Here is a 19311-nt window from a genome sequence, read left to right on the forward strand (position 1 = left end):
AAGTCATTTTTTCGGCTATAATGGATAAGGTAAGTAATTATTCATCTGTGGAGAAAACGGAGTGATACATGTGGGTGTAAAGCATGGTAGAGATTACGGTGAAATCCTAACAGATTTGACCGAGGCTGTCGGAAGAATTTCCGATGGGTACTTATTTTTTGAAATGGATCCGGAAGAGTGGCAGGAATTGCCCCAGGAATCCAAGATGGAGGTATGGGAGGCACTGGCTGAGGATCTTTTCTTCGCGCTGGGTAATGAACCTATGATTGAGGTGGGGAGCGGCGTTATCATCTACGATAAGGACACGCACCGCATTAATATTTTAGTCGGAGAAGAGGATTTAGCCTCTGTTGTTTTGATTTAAGAAGAGGGGGCGGCGGGGTGTAATTTGCCCGTAGTTAGTAGCCCGTGTTAAAATTGGTGTAGCCGAGTTATAATCGCTGGGATTCTTGAATACATTTAATCGAAAATATTGCCTTTATCCTGGCACATCCCTTGGACCTCAGAAGCTAAGGGATGTTTTGTTTAACGAATAAGACGAGTAAAGGGACCTGCGGATTTTACTGCAATTTTTAGTAAGGGAGGAAACGAATTGTTATTTACCGAAGAAGAACTGCGTGAGCAGATCAGCAAGCTGGAAGGCTGGAAGCTGGAAGAGAATACCATGGTGCGAAAATATATGTTCAGCCAATATATGAAGGGTATTGCTTTCGTTGATGAAGTAGCCACCATTTCAGAAGCCTTTGATCACCATCCACATATTACGATTGATTATAAGACAGTGACTTTACGACTGAAATCAAATGAGGAAGACGGTATTACAGCTCTAGATATTCGAGAGGCACATGAATTTAATGAAGCCTTTGAGAAAAATCGTTAGGATCACCCAAACTCATAAATAAACGCCCGTGCGCAGATAGTGAACTATCTTCTGGCACGGGCGTTTTTAGTTGCTTAAGTAGTTACTTTTTCTCTGAAAGCCAGAGGGCGACGTTTGCGATCTCCTCAGGGGCTAGCTTTTCTTTAAAGGAAGGCATTTGACCGCGTCCCTTAGTGACGATGCTGTAGATTTCTTCAGCATCGTGCTGACCACCTTCATTTTGAAGACTAGGGCCAACTCCACCTTGAAGCTGATCGCCGTGACAGGTAATACAGCTGGCTTTCACGGTTGCTTCTGCCTTTGCCGCATCCAATTGAACTACCGGCATTGTGGGCTTATTCTGTTCAGCTACCTCTTCTTTACCTGGAAGTGTAAACATAAGTACTACCGCAAAGGCACAGGCGGCAAAAAACAAACCGCTCATGATCCATTTCTGCATCCCAGTTCGTCCCTTCTATGTAAGCTGCTCCCTACATTATAGCTCAAGGTGAAGCGTTATCATAGGGTTTGTGACAAAAAAATGAACGATAATACCATCAATTGATTGAAAAATATGGATTTTAATATCATTTCTCATAGACCATGCAATAAAAAGGTTTGTTTCCTGATGGGGTTAGGCGCTCATACGTATCTGTAATCGTAAATCCACACTTTTGGTAAGTTCGGATCGCCCGCTGGTTCCAGGTCAATACCTCTAGATCAATCTCACGCTCAGGATAACGAAGCAAGGCTTCTTGCACGATTGCATCCATGAATAATTTGCCTAGCCCTTTACCGCATAGATCAGGTTGCATGCCAATCCCCAAACGTACAACACCTTCCATCGGGAACAACTGCGCGAATCCACACAAAGCTTCTTGCCCATTTAATATGGAGACATATTGCTCATTCCGTAGCTGAGGATCACCGAACTCGATGCCTAGAGCCTGCATTTGTTCCCACGGCATCCAGCCGTAAATATTATAAGGGGGGGTGTAATTCCAATTGCATATCTCTTCCGCGTGACTAGTCTCCATAGGAGTTACATGAAAAGTAACCGAGGGATTTATCATAAGGTCAAAGACCTCCTTTCACGAGGGTTATAACGCTTGCCGTCATTACGAGTGCCGAAGGCGTTTATACTTGTAACTAATTATATACAAAAAGAGGGGGCATCGACTCAGAAAATTTATAAGGAATATTGTTTTACAAATTTTGAGAGGGGTAAATATTAAATAAGACAAAAAAACAAGCTCTTCCCCAAGAATTGACCTCTTGGAAAAGAGCCTATGTACGTTCTACTTATTGAACATCATCATTATCTTCTGTCTCAGAAGCAACAGAATGATAAGCATCAGTGCTCATAATCCGTTTAGCACCGATATAGCGTTTTACGTAGTAGCTATCACTCAGGGAGCTAATCGTTACACCGCGTGAGGAAGATGCGTGTGCAAACTTGCCTTCACCGACATAAATGCCGACGTGGGAAACACCCTTACCACTTGTATTGAAGAATACAAGATCTCCTGATCTTAAATCATCTCGGGAGATAGCAGTACCCATTTGATACTGGGAACCTGATTGGTGTGGTAGGTTGATACCGATTTTATCAAAAACATACATTGTAAATCCGGAGCAATCAAATCCATTTGTGGAGATCCCGCCGGATACGTATTTAGTTCCGATGGTCTTGTCGATCACTTTATCCATTTTGGAATCCGCGAAAGCGCTTCCTGCTCCGATGGTGAAGATAATGGAAAAGCTGAGTACAGCTGCTGCTAACTTCTTCTTCAAAAGTTTATACCCCTTCCAGATGCCTACGAGGTTAGCTTAAGGGTTCGGTTGAAGGTCCCCTATGACCCCTCTAAAAATGGAGGTCAATTCACCCAAAGTTGGTTCCCCCGTTTCCCTAATAGTTAGGAAACTCGGCTCAGACTGTTGATTAGGAATAGCTTGTAATCAATACATGACAAAACCTTTGTAAATAACAACTTAATGATTACAAAAATGTTACTAAAATCTTACTGCAGTTATTGTAACAAACAGAGTGCCGCTTGGCAATCGTTTTTAACCTAATCATGCAGAAAAATTCATATATTTAAAGACAAAATGCATATGTAAGCGATAATATTAAACTTATTTTTATATTTATTGAAATTTTTATCAAATAAAAGTGTTTAAAGTCTATTCTAGAGGTGTAAAGATTATAATAAGGCAAAAGAAAACCTGGATTCGATTAAGGTAATAATCAAATCCAGGTCTATATAGTTGTAAATGTGAGGTTATAGTTGTGGGGAAGTATTAATCGTAGGCTACAGCTTGATATGAGGAAGTACTCATTACTCTTTTAGCGCCAACGTAGCGGTTGGCCCAGTAGGACTGGCTAAGTGAAGTGATGGTCACGCCATATGAAGATGATGATTGTGCGAATTTTCCGTTTCCAACATAAATGCCGACATGGGATACGCCGTTGCCCAATGTGTTAAAGAAAACTAGGTCACCTGAACGCAATTTGCTTTTGGCTACAGGAGTTCCAACATTATATTGAGCTTTTGAAGTGCGGGGCAAAGAAAGACCCACCTTCTTGAATACATACGTAGTAAATCCAGAACAGTCAAACCCGGCAGTGCTAGTGCCTCCGGTTTTATAGGCAACTCCAATTGTCTTTGAAATAACACTGTCCATCTTAGAATCTGCAAAGGCACTTCCTCCACCAATAGAGAACGCCATCACAAGTCCCAGCGCCGCAGCGACGCATGCTTTTCTTAAATTCTTCAAAAAAATTGTACCCCTTCCAATGCCTGTGAGGTTAGCTTAAGGATTCGGTAGAAGGTTCCCCTATGATCACTGCAAAGCGAGATCAATTCACCCAAAATATGGTTCCCCCACTTCCCGGTGCAAGGAATTCGGCGTTTTATGCACCAGATAGTGACTTATCGACAAGACTACGATGAATACATGAAGTTATGTAGAAATCGTTTCAAATGATTACAAACTTGTTACTAATGGAACAGGACTTATTGTAACAAAGTCTTTACGATTTTGCAAATCGTCATAATTTGTCTGTAACGCGAAAGAGTCCCGGCTCCTGATTCAGGAACCGGGACTCTTATATTATGTGTTGTAATGCCATAAATTATTGTGGAAATGCTTTACTGCGCCATAGATGATATTGAGCGGAGATTCCCCACATTTTGAAAAGTGTCGAGGGCAGTGATGAGAGTTGACGAATAAGAAGTGCCGGCAGGCCAGGACAGAAGATACCGGATAGTCCGCACGCCAGCAAAAGGATAAGGCCCGCTGCACCAAGTATGATTGAAATGCCTATTGCTGGAATCAGTGACTTTATACAGATGAATAGGGAGGAGAACATCCCCGTACCGCTGGTATAACCAAACTGCATATATAGAAGGAACAGGCGAACCATAAAGATGTATATAAGCCATGCCAATACGTATGGAACTAGATGAAGTAACAAAGAGGAGTTCAGAAAGGAAGATAAGAACAGCCCGTACATTTTTGGAGCGAGCCAGTATAACGGCAATAAAGCCAGCACCCATTCGATTAAACTAAAAATAAACACTGGAAATCCATAAACCTTCATGCCGGGAAAAAAGAACAGGCCCCGCTCTCCTTTTCTCTCCTGATGGAGTTCATGTAGTAATCCTGCTCTTATGAATGGGGAGAGCAGCAGTCGTAAGAGAACAAGCCCTAGGAACATCCATAACCAATTACGTATCTCAGGATCTGTGTTCAAGCTGAACTGCCCTTCGACATAATAGAGTAGTCTACCCATTCCACTGCCTCCAGCGTCTTTATCTGGGTAGCGCAGTAGAATTGGAACGATAGCAGACCGGATGAAGCCGTACATAAAGTAGCCCCAGAGCAGTCGATAGATGAAGAGCAGAATCAGAATATAAAATTGCTCCTTCATGCTTTGCCAGCCGCGGGTTATCGATGTTCTCACAATCATTCACCTCACCAGACAAGAGTTCCGAGCACGGTTTCAACTAATTTAGTTACACTTAACGTCCAGCGGGAGAGTGTTTTGGGCTCTATTTCCGCCAGTCTGAAGTTATTAAGATGTTTGTTTTCTAAAAGAACGGTATGCTCTGGATCAATCTCAGCAGAGAGGAGAAGTTTATCGCTTAACAGCTGAAACGTAGTCTCTGCTCCTTCACCGTTCCAGACCCGCTCTGCCGCAGAACCGTCAGCGAATGTAAATTTAATGGGAACGTCAACGTAATGACTCCCTTTGTTTGTAATTTTCACTATGGATTCGTAGCTCTGAGCCTCGCTGCTGCCATTCTTTTTAATCGTAATCGTATCTACTGAGAAATCAGGAGCACCGCCACCATAAACATAATCCTCGAAATAAGGCTGCCACGATTTTTTGGTTACCTTCTCAACGACTTTTTGAAAATCAGATGTAGTGGGATGCTGGAAACGGAATTTACGTGCGTAAGTAGACATGATACTGTTCATTGCTTTAGCGCCTACTTGGCGTTCAATATCCTTAAGTACTAGCTTTCCGCGAATATATACATTTCGGCTATACGATTCTGCCCCGTCATATTTCCATGTCTCTAAGTTCAGCGGCTCTGATTTGGTCACCAGGCTAGATTGCAGAGGGAGATTAGCTTTGACACCATATTCCTGCTCCATGAGTTTGTCTTCAGCGTAAGAAGTAAAGCTTTCGTCTAACCAAGCCTCTTCGAATTCATTGCTGGCGACCATACCGTAGAAGTATTGATGGCCAATTTCATGAACGACGGTTCTCTCAAGTGAAGTATCAGGTGAAGAGTCCGTGGCTCCAAAGGCTGTAATGAGCGTAGGATACTCCATTCCTCCTGCACCATTGCCCTCCTTAGGTGGAACGATAATAGACAGAGTGGAGTAGGGATAAGGACCATACCATTTACTGAAGTAGGTCAGGGCAGCCTTAGCGGCCTGAAGGTATCGTTCCTTTAAGTCTTTGTGCAATGGATCGAGATAGACCTTGATCCGTACACCAGGTACTTCTGGTGTAGAGAAGGCTTCTTCAGCTACTGTGAAATCAGGGGAAGCCGCCCAAGCGAAGTCATGGACATCATCAGCGTAGAACTGATATATTTTTTGATCTTGTTTCAGTTTGGCATTCTTTACAGGAAATCCGGTCGCAGCTACCGTATAGTTAGAAGGAACTGCAATCGTTACATTAAAGATGCCAAAATCGCTGTAAAATTCAGAGGTGCCGTGATATTGATGTAAATCCCAGCCTTCTTCCTTAACCCCGCGTGTGCCCATAGGCTCGTATACACTAAGCTTTGGGAACCATTGCCCAGCCATCACGAAATTCCCTGATGTACCCATACGGGCAAATATTTTGGGAAGCTGGACCTCGTACTTTAGTTTAAGCGTGACACTTTCTCCTCCATTAACCGGTTGTGGGAGATGCACCTTTAGGAGTGTCTTATCGTTGACGTTACCATCGTCAGGTTGTACAAATTGTACTCGTTGCATTAGCGATGTTCCTTCTGTCGTGCGCAGATCGGTTAGAGTCATACTTCCGAAGCCGTTCTCTGGCATGGTGTCACCTCTGAGCGTTCCTCCGGATTCCTTCATAAAGGTAGTATCTGGTGAGGCAAAAGCATTTGGGTACATATGAAAATATAGATCACTTACAGGTTTTACACCGGGGTGTGTCCAGGTTACCGTCTCAGAAGCGATTAAGGTTTCTGTATCTGGAACAAGCTGAACATCGATGTGGTACTCGACAACCCGATGACTTAATGCTTCCTCTGCCGGAACGGGGGCGCTATCAGGAAGATTTTGCTGTGGTGCAGCAGCAGGAGCTGTGCCACTGGAGGACTTGGCCTCTTTTAAAACAAAGCTAGTAACAGAAGTTGTGGAGTTATCCCCCGAATAGACCCATATTCCTCCTAGTAGCACGAGGGCGGCCAGGGTCGCAAAGATGATAATGTACCTTAATGACAGTGACTTCATACTGTGATTCCTCCCGTGACAAGCATCTACGGGATGTATATGTTTGCAATCGCCGCATTATTAGCTAAAATTAAATTATTCGTAAGAGGAAGGGTGTGCACTCGTGGACAACATACAACCGGAGGGCAAGAAACAGATTGCCTTAAATATTGTGAATGCCAAAAGTAAACATAAAGGCTTTGGAGCAGGCTCTATTGAGCTCAATAACGTATCGCCTGTCATTATTGATGGCGGTGAAGCAGTCATTGATATCGGTGCCATGCATGCCAAGAGTAAGGTTGAAAAGGGTATTAAATTCTCCATGAACCGTGAAGATGTACCTAATGGAAGACAGGTTTGGGTGGTATGGGTAGCAGTGGACCGTACCCAGGATAGTCAATTCTACGGTGGAATTACAGCTTGTGAAATGTGGATTGATACGGAAGCGCGTCGTGGCTGGAAAATCCTCGCCGAGCATGTCAATAAGCTGGATGGGGCTCTAAAACGCAAAATCGATGTGGGAGGGCTTGGCGCAGTTGAAAAGGCTGCGCTAAAATCCCTCTTGATCTCTCATAATGAGGCATGGTGGACCGCATCCTCCGATGAACTCAAGGCTGCTCTGACCGAGTAGGAACAATCACCCGGTCAAAATTAAAGGATACAGTAAAAAGGCTTCGACACCCTGAAATAGGAGAGTCGAAGCCTTTTTTGCTATACATTAATTTAGTTTACGATTTGCTTCCCGTACTAAGTTTGCGTTTGAGTTGACTTACTCTGGCTTGACTGATCCCCAGGATTTCAGCAAGCTCTTTCTGATTGGCATAAGGATGATCATCTATGGCCCGCTCCAAGCGTTGGCACATATCCTCTGTTTTCGTCTTCCGGATCGTGCTGCTGTGCTCTGACACTTCGCTAGCAAAATCTTGGCGCGTCTCCGGCGCTTGAGACATGCGTTCAGGATCGGCAATTTCTTTTAGACAGCTACTGCAAATAAATTGCTCTTTATAGTAGGTGACATGGTCGTGGCTTCTGCAAAACGTACATTCTGTCGAGGTGTACTTCCTGAGTATGATGGTGTTATCGTTTAATATAAAAAATTCGATAGGATCACCAATGTCGATATTACGAGTCATACGGATTTCTGCGGGAACCACAATTCTCCCAAGACTGTCTAAACTCCGGATCATGCCTGTATCCTTCATCCCATGTCCCTCATTTACATCTTTATATTTTGGTTGCTACTAACTATTATAGCAGTAATTGTGAGTTAAGAGAATGGGGTGATTACATAAAATGAAGCGGTTACATCCTTTGCGGGAGAAGTGAAAACTTAATTTGCCCATCCTATCAATTCTGTAATAAATAAGTTATAAAAAAGAAAAACCTCTTCAATAAATGAAGAGGGCTAATTCAACCACCAGCGCTTAATATTGTTCCACAGGGAACGATTTTCTTCAGCAGGATCTACTTTGCTTTGTGCATCATCGACAGCGGGACCTTTGCCGTGCTGATCACAGTATTCGGTGGGCTCAGTTCCACTAATGAAAGTCTCTAGTTCTTTTTCGGGACAGGCTGCTGTCGCTAGCTTGCCGGACTGCGGATTGATGTATACACTAACCACGCCATCTGGAATGGGGAAAATCTTAGGCGGGATATTTTCCAGAGCTTTTTCAGTGAACTCCGCGAAAATTGGAGCTGCCCGTCGACCGTCGGTAGTTGTAATGTCGCGCCCCTTGTCATATCCAACCCAAACAGCAGTGGATAGCTCGGGGGTGAAGCCTACCATCCAGCCATCTGTATCCGTAGTTCCAGTCTTGCCGGCTACCGGACGTTTGATTATAGAAGCTACACGGTTCCCAGTTCCTCCAGTCTCAAATACTCCTTCCATTAAACGGGTTAACACATAGGCGGCAGAAGGTTCTACAACGGCTTCACCCTTTGGCTGTGGAGCTTCATACAGGACCACACCCTTTGAATCCGTTATTTTTAGAATGGCAGTGGTGGGCATTTTCTGACCACTGTTTCCTATAACAGCAAAAGCTGCAGCCATTTCTAGCGGACTGATTGGTGAGGTGCCGAGTGCCAGTGAAGGAACACTTTGAAGCGGGCTGTCAATGCCCATCTTGGCTGCCATCTCGCTCACTTTATCCGCACCGATCTTCATGATTGTATTCACAGCATAAATATTGTCGGATGCTGCAATAGCTTGTCGCATGTTGATTTCCCCCAGATACTTATCCCCGAAGTTCCGAGGCTGGTAGGTTTTGCGATTGTTATCATAATGGAACATCGTTGGCTGGCTTTTGAAAACGGAAAGACCCGTCATCTCTTTGGAAGAAAGTGCGGCTAAATACATGATTGGCTTAAAGGATGAGCCAGGCTGACGTGTAGTGGCTAGAGCATGATTGTATTGGTTGGTACGATAATTCTTTCCGCCGACCATTGCTTTAATGTAGCCAGTTCGAGGATCAATGGAAACAAGAGCCGTCTCCAGATCACTCTTTTGATCCATCTCTTTGTCGACGGCTTGTTCTGCGGCATGCTGCATGTCAGGGTCAAGGGTAGTGTAAACATTTAGTCCCCCTTGTTCCAGCTCATCACTGCTGATGTGAAGAGATTCTATGGCGAGATTGCGGATATAATCTTTGAAATAAGGTGCAGCCACAGTGGTATCCTTCTGGCCTTGTGGTTTTAGGTTCAAGTCTTCCTGCACAGCCTGCCCCGCTTCTTCTTGCGTAATTTCTCCTAAATTAGTCATGACGGTCAAAATAATTTTTTGGCGTTTTTTAGCGTTGTCTAAATGATTGTATGGCGAATAGTAGGTCGGTCCTTTTGGAATCCCAGCTAGCATGGTACTCTCTGCTAAGTCTAAATCTGCTGCAGATTTGCCAAAATACATCTGAGAGGCTGCTTCAATGCCATAGGCACCATGACCATAGTAGATGTTATTTAAATACATGTTCAAGATTTCATCTTTGCTGTATTTCATCTCAAGCTGCATCGTATACAAGGCTTCTTTGGCCTTGCGCGTCCATGTCTTTTCGTGGGATAGATAGAGATTTCTCGCGAGCTGTTGAGTTAGCGTACTAGCCCCTTGTGTTCGATTTCCCTCTTCAAGATTGACGAGTACGGCCCGCGCCATCCCCTTCATATCGAATCCGGAATGCTCGTAAAACTTACGGTCCTCGACGGCTAGTGTGGCTTCAATAAGCAGGGGAGAAATTTGACTTAATTTGACCGGTTCACGGCTACGCCCGTCTGAGGTAAAGGTGGCAAGAATATTGCCTCTGGAGTCGAGTAGCTTGGAGCGCACATCGTCGCCAATGGGAGGAAGATCCTTTTGATATAGGTAACCGAGCAGAGCTCCCGTGGTCAGTAGAAACAATATAATCATGGCTAGCAGCAGCCGGAATAAACGGCGGAAGCGGCTTTTTCGTTTAGGTGGATTTGTTGATTCACGTGTCATGGCACCAGACTCCCTTCTCCTTGTATTATGGGATAGGAACTGGAAGGATATTCATTGTATAACTAGGCGATCTGTGAAAGGGACTATTGCCGGAGGCGATTTAAATAGGAGATGACAAACTGTTTCCATTTTGTGACTATTCAATGGTGGATCATGCGTGCTTCAGGAGGTATAAAAGAGTAGAGATTGAAAGCGAGGGTATATATACAATAGGAGGTGTCACTATGAACTGGACGAAAAAGATTCACAGAACGACAATAACCGCCCTTTCGGCGACGTTAATAATGGTTTCAGGCTGGGGTGCATCAGCTTCTTCTGTACATGCTGCGGCATCAGCCACGCCTGCGGCTTGCGGCACTGGAGACCATGGGCTACTACAGTCTCTGCAAAATAAGCATTCAGGAGACGTATCCACACCGCTTACCTTTTCTGATGTTCAGTTTTTGAATGGAGATATCGGACGGGCAGCAGGTAATGGATTTATGATTGGCACTTCTGATGGAGGCTGCAATTTTCAAGCGATTTATGAAGGCCAATGGAGCTTTAAACAGATTGATTTTCCCGATAACGTGCATGGTTTTGCCCTTGCTTCTGTAGAAGATGGTCAAGCTCGATATTTAATCAGTACCTCTACTGGCGGCTCAGAATGGAAAAGACTTTCGAATAAAGCGGTTAGCTTTGAAAGCATCGATTTTATCGACAGTAAGATTGGTTTTGGGTATAACAGGGCATCAACGTATTACACCAAGGACGGGGGACTTAGCTGGAGTAAGATTTCAACCCCATCCAATACACGCGGTGCTTATTTCAGTGATCGTAATACCGGCTGGGCCGTTGTAACTGTGCCTGGAACCGGCTACCGGGTAATGAAGACTACAGATGGTGGCAAAACTTGGAGTTTATCGTTAAAGGTAGCCTTTACCGATCCAGAGTATGGGCAAATCACTTCAAAGGGAGATCAAGTTGATGTGGTTCTCTTTGGCGGCTCAGGGATGAGTCAAACCTCATACTCCCTATATACAAGTACGAGTAAGGGTAAAAGCTGGAATAGAGTGATCGCTCAGGAAACAGCTGGGGGTGGGCCTGCTCCGGGTAGTGGAAGAGCTGTAGTAAATAAAGGGCCTGCGTCTGGCAGACCGGGAAATTTGGAGCTGATAGGGAATAATACGACCTTCTTGGTGGGTTATTCCGACGCAGCAGAAAAAGTAGCGGTAGGACGCACGTATAACGGTGGCAAGCAGTGGACCAATCTTCCGGCGATTGCTGGGTATGATGGGGTAATCTCTTTCACTAGTAATAAAGAAGGCTGGCTGGCCGTTCGCGAGCGCGATTATGCATTGTTATATGTAACGAAAGATGGTGGCGCTTCTTGGCAGCTTAGGTTTTCGTTAAAAATTCTGTCCTTGTAATCGGTGATTTGTAAAGGTAGTAAGCGAGTTAACAGAGCGTTATAGTTAACTAGACGGTTCCTGAGGGGACCGTTTTTTTGTGATTATGAAGCCAGGTACACTCATGTGCAGTTTTACTACATGTTCCAAGTGTGCTTTTATCCATCAATATGGTAAAATTTTATGAGCTAAGCTAGATCTATTGGATTCAAAGATTGAAATGCTTCTTTGAACTGGATATAGTGTACAATGGGAAAGCGAATAGGCCTTTGATAAAATATAAAAATGTTTAAGTTTCACGATAGACGTTTTTCTTATGCAGAATGCAGAGGCTTGCAGAATGGAGGAACGTGTGATGCCCGAATTACAGTCTGACAAATATGACGTCTCTATTACGCTCGTAAGCCTTCAAGAGGGTCAGCGGAATGTTATGAAAGCGAATGGAGAGGTAGTATCCAAAGGACCGCATCTATATATTCAATATGAAGAGTTAGAGCAGGGCCCTCGAGGAGAGGAAGTTTCTGTTCGTACAACAATAAAGATTGCAGGCAATCAGCTAAAGCTAATCCGCCACGGTGGGATACAGTCGGAACAGAGCTTTCAATCTGGACGACGTCTACCGGGATTTTATCGTTCGCCATATACACAGTTTAATCTTTCTACAGAAACGAACAAGCTGGACGTGATTCGCGAAGGGCGTTCCTTAACGGTCGAATGGGAATATGATTTGTACGTTTACGATGAATTGTCAGGAAAGTTTGCTATTAGTTTGCATATACAGGAGGAACCGAAATTATGACACAGAGAAAGAATCCGTTGGAGCTTGTAAATGAACGGGTAAAAGAAGCCATTGCCGATGCAATTGTGAATGCAGGAATTGTTGCACCGGAAGAGGTTCCGGATATCGTACTGGAAGTACCAAGAGATAAGGCACATGGTGATTTGGCTACGAACGCTGCTATGCAGTTGACCAAAATCGCAAAACGTAACCCGCGCCAGATTGCTGAGGCAATTATAGAACATTTGGATACAAGCAGCGCTTCTATTGAAAAAGCTGAGATTGCCGGACCAGGCTTTATTAACTTTACGTTGTCCAAGAATTATTTGTACCCAATTATCAGCCTTGTTGCTGAGCAGGGTGATGATTATGGCCGTATTAACATCGGTCAAGGTCAGAAGGTTGAAATGGAATTCGTCAGTGCCAATCCAACGGGTAGCCTTCATTTAGGACATGCTCGTGGTGCTGCTGTCGGCGATGCGCTTTGCAACGTACTCGATTATGCAGGCTATCAGGTGACACGGGAATATTATATTAATGATGCCGGTAACCAAGTAGTCAACTTGTGCAAATCCATTGAAACTCGTTATCTGCAGGAGTTGGGCCAAGAAGCAGAAATGCCTGAAGACGGTTACCATGGCGAGGACATTAAGGGATTTGCTAAAGAGCTTGTGGCTGAAAAGGGTGATACACTGCTCGAAATGAGCCCAAGTGACCGCGCAGCCTTTTTCCGGACCTATGGACTTAATAAAGAGCTCGATAAAATCAAACGCGATCTGGGACTATTCCGTGTAAACTTCGATATCTGGTTCAGTGAGACTTCACTGTACGAGAACGGAGAAGTGTTACGCTCGCTAGACGAGCTTCGTGATCGTGGAGAAGTTTATGAGCAGGACGGGGCAACCTGGCTGCAAACGACTAAGTATGGCGATGATAAAGACCGCGTTCTGATTAAGAACGATGGCACATATACCTACCTTACACCGGACATTGCTTATCACAGCGATAAGTATGGCCGCGGTTACGATAAAATGATTAACATTTGGGGTGCGGATCATCATGGCTATATTCCGCGGATGAAAGCGGCGATGGCAGCACTTGGAAATGATCCTGAGAAGCTAGTGGTTCTGATTGCTCAGATGGTCAGTCTGTTCCAGAATGGTGAAAAGGTTAAAATGTCGAAGCGTACCGGCAAAGCGGTTACGATGGAAGATTTGATGGAGGAAGTAGGAATCGACGCGATTCGATATTTCTTCACCATGCGTAGCATGGATTCTCATCTCGATTTCGATATGGATTTGGCGATCTCTACTTCTAATGAGAACCCTGTATTCTACGTTCAATATGCGCATGCGCGTATTTGCAGTATCTTCCGTCAGGCAGAGGAGCAAGGGATCTCCATTCCTGATTACGCTGAGATTGACTTCTCCAAGCTGACAGCAGTGCATGAATATGACTTGCTGCGCAAAATTGGTGAGCTCCCAGCAGAAATCGCTGTTGCGGCTGAAGGTTATGCTCCACATCGTCTCATCCGTTATGTATATGAGCTGGCTGCGATGTTCCACAGTTATTATAAAGCCGAACGTGTAATTACAGAGGATGCCGCTCAAACAGTAGCGCGTCTTGCTTTGCTTGGTGCTGCTCGCACTACCATTGCTAATGTCCTGCGTCTTGTCGGTGTTTCTGCACCGGATCGCATGTAATTCAACATCAAACGACAAAAATCCGCCTTCCGGTTCCCCCGGAGGCGGATTTTATTATGTGCCGTTCTTCGCATCGGCACAAGCTGCGCTCACGTCAGAGTGACCCACCCGGTGCCCGGGTAGGGTCTATACGTTCGCGGAGACCGCCCGCTTGGCCCTAACTCCTGCTTTCAGCAGGCGTAGGGCATCGGCAGCGCCGCCGCCGAGGGATGCGCGTCGCTGCCCCTTGCGCAGCCGCACCGGGGATGCGGTGCGCCGCAATAGCAGCTTTAGCTCCCTTGGCGAGAGCCCCGGTCGCACCGCGAGCAGCAGTGCAGCGGCTCCCGTAACATGCGAGGTCGCCATGGAGGTGCCGCTCATCTCTTTGTAGCCCTCCTTCAACCAACAGGAGGGCACGCCTTCGCCGGGGCCGTATACATCGATGTAAGAACCGCGGTTGCTGAAGCCGGCAACACGATGTCTTTTATCGATGGCACCCACGGCAATCGTCTCAGGATAACGTGCGGGGTAGTCTCCGCCACGCTTGCCATCATTCCCGGAGGAGGCAATGATAGCGATTCCGGCTCGGTACGCTTTTATAACCACATTATGAAGTGCTTTGCTTCTAGTTTTCATTCCGAAGCTCATATTGATGATATCGATTCTGTTCTGCACGCACCAATCAATGCCCAGTACTATGTCCGACACATAGGCGGAGCCGCTATGATCAAAGGCCTTGACTGGATATAGCAACGCTCGTGGAGCTACGCCCATCATCCCGCGTGTTCCGCCTGCCGCAGCAAGCGTACCGGCGATATGAGTCCCGTGTCCATTATCGTCTAGCGGCAACATCCCGCGGTGTAGTAAGTTGACCCCAGAGGCTAATGAATGCTTCAGATCGGGATGGCGGTAATCAGCGCCTGTGTCAATTACGCCGATTTTAACGTGAACTCCAGTTGATTTAGACCATGCCTGAGGGGCATGAATGGCTTTCACTCCCCATGGGAGTGTGGCGGTTCCGCTCTTTTCGTTAACTATAGAATGGATTTGTATTTGTAGATCCTCTTCAACATTTAGAAGGTCTGCAAATCGGCTCATTAGTTTTCCAGCTCCGGCAGCAGGCACAAAGAAGGCCCGGATCAGCGGAGATACCTGTACTTGCCGCAGCTCGGGCTGCTTCGCTTTCAGAGCCTTCCATTGTGTAAATGCTCCGGCATACTGGCGGGGATCATTGAAGGTAAGAATACGCCGCTCACCATTGTTGGGGGCAACCGATATTTCTTCAAGAAGCATATGCCAAAATTTGTGATAGTCCATAGGATTTGCTGTCCCCTCCTCGGTGCCCTGCTGCCATATTGTATGAGTGGAAGAGGGGGTCCGAATGGGAACTTGCCCTTTTTTAACGAAATGGGCTGCCCATCGTGTCAAAAGACGGCGCTTTACATAAAATAGACAGAAGAGATTAACACTCTCTTTGTAACATCACGTAAGGAGCCGATCCTTGGCGTGGATACAGTCATGCGCGGAGGGTTTCCTCCGCCTTTTTTAATAATAAAAGGGAGTGAAAGTCTCACCCAGGTACATATGTTTTAGATTTATTCTTCTTCAAGATAGAGACAGGTTCCTGCTACGGATAAGTGCTGGAGGACTCTTTCTGTTAGCTGATACCGCTTTTGACTTGCAATTTGTTGTCAAATAGGTTTTACTTAGTTTTGTTAATGGATATTATTGAAATAAACCGTAATGTGAACAATGCGTGAGAGGAAGTGTCCTTTAGTGAGTACGCCACTCAATTTAAAGCTAGACCCTGAGAAAGTTAAAGAAATGCCGATGGTGGATTTGGCTTTTCTAGTCCTTAAGGCAGCCAATACACCCTATTATTACCGTGATCTGATGGTCGAGGTAGCCAAGCTGCGCGGCATGACCGATCAACAAAGCCAAGATACTATTGCCCAGTTATATACCGAGATTAACATTGATGGGCGTTTTGCCTGTGTTGGAACCAACCTTTGGGGATTGAAACGCTGGTATCCTCTAGAGCGTTCTGATGATCCGGTTGGTAACACCAAACGCGTACGTATCATCAACGATGAAGACGACGATTTGGAAGACGACGACTTTGCTGAAGAAGAAGAAAACTACGCTGCTGAAGAAGAGGATTTTGACGCTATCGACGAAGATCGCGACGACCTCTATTCCGACGACGACAGCGAAGAAGAAGTCGACGAAGATGTCGTGATCGATGAAGATGACATAGACGAAGATGACACAGATGAAGACGATGCAGAAGATGACTCAGATGAGGATGCCGAAGCTGACGAGTAAGATAAATAATTTCAAAGAGTCTCGCTGAAGGTATAATTCCTCCCTTGACAGTGGGGGATCGTCAGAGTAAACTATTGCATGGGCTTATCATGTAAGTTAATAAACGCGTTTTTTAAAATAAAAAGTGCCCCGGTTCTACGGGTGTCACTTTTTTGTTTTTTTAGATGCAAAGTAGCTGTAGTTTTATGTAATTCGCGGGACGACGCTTATGTTTTCCCCGGTGTATTAAACTTTTGATTTCCCCTGTTTTGATGATAGTAAAACGGGTTACGATAAACACCATGCGCCGCTTTTATGTCTGGACTTTATTTAGGAGGGTTTTACAGTGACAAAGTATATTTTTGTAACGGGTGGCGTTGTGTCTTCCCTGGGCAAGGGCATTACAGCCGCTTCGCTGGGCAGGTTGCTCAAAAACAGAGGTCTAAAGGTAACGATTCAGAAATTTGATCCGTATCTTAACGTAGACCCTGGAACAATGAGTCCTTATCAGCACGGTGAAGTATTCGTAACAGATGACGGTGCGGAGACTGACCTTGACCTTGGACACTATGAACGGTTTATTGATATTAATCTGTCAAAGAACAGCAATGTAACGACAGGCAAGATCTATTCATCCGTAATCAGCAAGGAACGTCGTGGAGAGTATTTGGGCGGAACTGTACAAGTTATCCCACACATTACGAATGAGATCAAAGAACGCGTGTTCCGCGCAGGCCGCGAGACCAACTCTGATGTTGTAATCACAGAGATTGGTGGAACCGTAGGTGATATTGAAAGTCTTCCGTTCCTAGAAGCCATTCGTCAAATCAAGAGTGATATCGGACGGGAAAATGTGATGTATATCCACGTAACCTTGATCCCTTATATCAAGGCTGCTGGAGAAGTGAAAACAAAACCGACACAACACAGTGTTAAAGAGCTGCGCAGTATCGGTATTCAACCGAATGTCATCGTGTGCCGTACGGAATATGAACTTTCCGCAGATATGAAAGCGAAGATCGCACTCTTTTGCGATATTGATGCTAATGCTGTCGTGGAATGCCGCGATGCTTCAACATTGTATGAAGTTCCACTGAATCTTCGTGATGAAGGATTGGACGAGATTGTTGTTAACCATCTGAAGCTTACAACACCTGCGCCAGATATGCGTGAATGGGAAAGTATGCTTGAGCGGATTCAGAAGCTAGAGAAAACAGTGGAAATTGCGATTGTTGGTAAGTATGTAGCTTTGCATGACGCTTATTTGAGTGTTGTTGAGTCACTTTCACACGCAGGTTTTGCTTCCAATGCAGAAGTTAAACTTCGCTGGGTCAATGCAGAAGAAATCACGGATGAGAACGTGGACGAAATGCTGCGCGGTGTTGGCGGTATTCTAGTTCCTGGTGGTTTCGGTGATCGGGGAATTGAAGGCAAAATCTCCGCGATTCGTTATGCCCGTGAGAAATTGATACCTTTCTTCGGAATTTGCCTAGGTATGCAAGTTTCCGTAATCGAATATGGCCGTTCTGTTCTAGGTCTAAAAGGTGCGAATAGCTCCGAAATCGATCCGAACACACCATATCCACTGATCGATTTGCTTCCTGAGCAGAAGGATATTGAAGATATGGGCGGTACTATGCGTCTTGGTTTGTATCCTTGTAAGATTGCTGAGGGTTCCCTGGCAATGTCTTGCTACGATGATGAACTGGTATACGAGCGTCACCGTCACCGGTATGAGTTCAATAACACGTACCGTGATGAGATTGAAAAAGCAGGTCTGGTTATTTCCGGAACCTCACCAGATGGTCGTTTGGTCGAAATTGTAGAACTTCCTGGACATCCATGGTTCTTGTCGGTTCAATTCCATCCGGAATTCACTTCACGTCCGAACCGTCCACAACCTTTGTTCCGTGAATTTGTCAAAGCTTCTTTAACTCATTCCGAACAGCAATAGGTTGTAAACATAATCGTAGCTTACGTGCGAGTTCTTAATTAATCTGAAGAGCCTCCTATTGGAGGCTCTTTTTTTAATTATTAGAATGTATAAGTTGTTCACCGATTCTTTATGTCCAATATTTCTCGCTTAAACGCTTACTGTCCTTTTAAGGACGCCGAAGGCATTTATGCTTGTTTACCCGTTTTGGAGAGTTCCGAAAATGACATCATTGCAATTCAGGCTCTTTATTTACCCATTTTATCCAATTAGAAGGATTTGGGCATTGAAGCACGAATAATAGGTTTCGTATGGAGTTAATTTCTGAAGGGGCCGTTAGCTGTGGAGAGCGCGGTATAGTCAATCTGGCTTAATCTCTGGGAGGGTGTTATATGGAAAAAAAGAAAGTGTTAATTGTCGATGATCAGAATGGGATTCGGATTCTTCTTATGGAAGTATTTAATAGCGAAGGATATACGACATTTCAAGCAGCTAACGGAAAACTGGCCTTAGACATTGTTCGCAGCGAGTCTCCTGACTTGGTTCTGCTCGATATGAAAATACCGGGAATGGATGGACTCGAGATTTTGAAGCATCTGAAAGAGCTGAATCCGTCCATTAAGGTCATTATGATGACGGCTTACGGAGAACTGGATATGATTAAGGAGGCTACCAAGCTAGGCGCATTGATGCATTTTACAAAGCCATTTGACATAGATGAAATGCGGGTAGCGGTCAATATGCATCTTCATAATAAGTCAGTAGATCAATGCAGTTAAAGTGACATTTTCTGTATTGATCCTATTTGGTTATGGTGATTATAAACAGGTTGAGTCTAATTGCTATACGGGTTGGATAAAAATCGTCCCACCGGGACATTTTTTTGTTTATCCTATTTAGTATTTGACTCAGGATGTGTTATAATAAGCCTGTATGT

Annotated in this window: 18 protein-coding genes and 2 riboswitches; of the genes, 9 read left to right on the forward strand and 9 right to left on the reverse strand. The window is 44.9% G+C overall.

Features of this window, described 5'->3' with window-relative positions:
- Positions 1–70: 70 nt before the first annotated feature.
- Together NST74_RS00565 and NST74_RS00570 are read left to right on the forward strand one after the other, a co-directional pair.
- Positions 71–364, forward strand: coding sequence for a hypothetical protein (locus tag NST74_RS00565; RefSeq protein WP_042131745.1), 294 nt, complete (start codon positions 71–73; stop codon positions 362–364).
- A 228-nt stretch (positions 365–592) separates the two neighbouring features.
- Positions 593–880 carry a 4a-hydroxytetrahydrobiopterin dehydratase gene (locus NST74_RS00570; protein WP_042123209.1) on the forward strand — a complete coding sequence of 96 codons (288 nt, stop codon included), beginning with the start codon at positions 593–595 and terminating at the stop codon, positions 878–880.
- A gap of 82 nt (positions 881–962) precedes the next feature.
- On the opposite strand, the gene NST74_RS00575 is transcribed toward NST74_RS00570, so the two are convergent.
- The 6 genes from NST74_RS00575 to NST74_RS00600 form a co-directional block, all read right to left on the reverse strand.
- Entirely contained in the window at positions 963–1319 is a 357-nt protein-coding gene (locus NST74_RS00575) for a c-type cytochrome (protein WP_042123211.1), read from the reverse strand.
- A gap of 127 nt (positions 1320–1446) precedes the next feature.
- Positions 1447–1932 (reverse strand): GNAT family N-acetyltransferase, encoded by a 486-nt coding sequence (locus tag NST74_RS00580; RefSeq protein WP_341109987.1) that lies wholly within the window; start codon positions 1930–1932, stop codon positions 1447–1449.
- A 229-nt stretch (positions 1933–2161) separates the two neighbouring features.
- The gene (locus tag NST74_RS00585; protein ID WP_042123215.1) at positions 2162–2653 is read right to left on the reverse strand and encodes a C40 family peptidase; all 492 of its coding nucleotides are present in this window, start codon (positions 2651–2653) and stop codon (positions 2162–2164) included.
- A gap of 5 nt (positions 2654–2658) precedes the next feature.
- A riboswitch (cyclic di-AMP (ydaO/yuaA leader) is annotated at positions 2659–2800 on the reverse strand.
- Between the two features lie 360 nt (positions 2801–3160).
- Entirely contained in the window at positions 3161–3589 is a 429-nt protein-coding gene (locus tag NST74_RS00590) for a C40 family peptidase (protein ID WP_042131746.1), read from the reverse strand.
- A gap of 53 nt (positions 3590–3642) precedes the next feature.
- Positions 3643–3781: riboswitch (cyclic di-AMP (ydaO/yuaA leader) on the reverse strand.
- Positions 3782–3995: 214 nt separating this feature from the next.
- Positions 3996–4826 (reverse strand): hypothetical protein, encoded by an 831-nt coding sequence (locus NST74_RS00595; RefSeq protein ID WP_341109988.1) that lies wholly within the window; start codon positions 4824–4826, stop codon positions 3996–3998.
- Positions 4827–4837: 11 nt separating this feature from the next.
- On the reverse strand, positions 4838–6844 hold the full coding sequence (locus tag NST74_RS00600; RefSeq protein ID WP_341109989.1) for a M1 family metallopeptidase: 2007 nt from the start codon (positions 6842–6844) through the stop codon (positions 4838–4840).
- 103 nt (positions 6845–6947) lie between these two features.
- On the opposite strand from NST74_RS00600, the gene NST74_RS00605 reads away from it, so the two are divergent.
- Positions 6948–7454 (forward strand): YwhD family protein, encoded by a 507-nt coding sequence (locus tag NST74_RS00605; protein WP_042123218.1) that lies wholly within the window; start codon positions 6948–6950, stop codon positions 7452–7454.
- Positions 7455–7551: 97 nt separating this feature from the next.
- On the opposite strand, the gene NST74_RS00610 is transcribed toward NST74_RS00605, so the two are convergent.
- A complete protein-coding gene (locus NST74_RS00610) occupies positions 7552–8025 on the reverse strand; it encodes an AbrB/MazE/SpoVT family DNA-binding domain-containing protein (RefSeq protein ID WP_042123219.1) in 474 nt (157 codons plus the stop codon).
- Positions 8026–8228: 203 nt separating this feature from the next.
- Positions 8229–10289, reverse strand: coding sequence for a transglycosylase domain-containing protein (locus NST74_RS00615; protein ID WP_341109990.1), 2061 nt, complete (start codon positions 10287–10289; stop codon positions 8229–8231).
- A gap of 224 nt (positions 10290–10513) precedes the next feature.
- Between NST74_RS00615 and NST74_RS00620 the strand changes: the two genes are divergently transcribed.
- From NST74_RS00620 to argS, 3 genes are all read left to right on the forward strand, one after another.
- Positions 10514–11698: a hypothetical protein gene (locus tag NST74_RS00620; RefSeq protein WP_341109991.1), complete on the forward strand. Its 1185-nt coding sequence runs from the start codon at positions 10514–10516 to the stop codon at positions 11696–11698.
- A gap of 334 nt (positions 11699–12032) precedes the next feature.
- Entirely contained in the window at positions 12033–12476 is a 444-nt protein-coding gene (locus NST74_RS00625; RefSeq protein ID WP_341109992.1) for a DUF1934 domain-containing protein, read from the forward strand.
- Positions 12473–14158 (forward strand): arginine--tRNA ligase, encoded by a 1686-nt coding sequence (gene argS / locus NST74_RS00630; protein ID WP_042123222.1) that lies wholly within the window; start codon positions 12473–12475, stop codon positions 14156–14158. Before NST74_RS00625 ends, argS begins: the two co-directional genes overlap by 4 nt.
- Before the next feature lie 126 nt (positions 14159–14284).
- Here the strand turns inward: argS and NST74_RS00635 are convergent, their stop codons facing one another.
- Complete coding sequence (locus NST74_RS00635) at positions 14285–15454, reverse strand: S8 family peptidase (protein ID WP_341109993.1); 1170 nt, start codon at positions 15452–15454, stop codon at positions 14285–14287.
- 459 nt (positions 15455–15913) lie between these two features.
- On the opposite strand from NST74_RS00635, the gene rpoE reads away from it, so the two are divergent.
- The 3 genes from rpoE to NST74_RS00650 all read left to right on the forward strand — a co-directional run bounded on the left by rpoE (position 15914) and on the right by NST74_RS00650 (position 19153).
- A complete protein-coding gene (rpoE, locus tag NST74_RS00640) occupies positions 15914–16462 on the forward strand; it encodes a DNA-directed RNA polymerase subunit delta (protein WP_042123225.1) in 549 nt (182 codons plus the stop codon).
- A 325-nt stretch (positions 16463–16787) separates the two neighbouring features.
- Positions 16788–18395, forward strand: a complete 1608-nt coding sequence (locus NST74_RS00645) for a CTP synthase (protein ID WP_042123227.1) — start codon at positions 16788–16790, stop codon at positions 18393–18395.
- A gap of 371 nt (positions 18396–18766) precedes the next feature.
- Complete coding sequence (locus tag NST74_RS00650) at positions 18767–19153, forward strand: response regulator (RefSeq protein ID WP_042123230.1); 387 nt, start codon at positions 18767–18769, stop codon at positions 19151–19153.
- The last annotated feature ends 158 nt before the right edge of the window (positions 19154–19311 follow it).

This window comes from Paenibacillus sp. FSL F4-0125 (assembly GCF_038008565.1).
Classification (GTDB): Bacteria; Bacillota; Bacilli; order Paenibacillales; family Paenibacillaceae; genus Paenibacillus_AQ.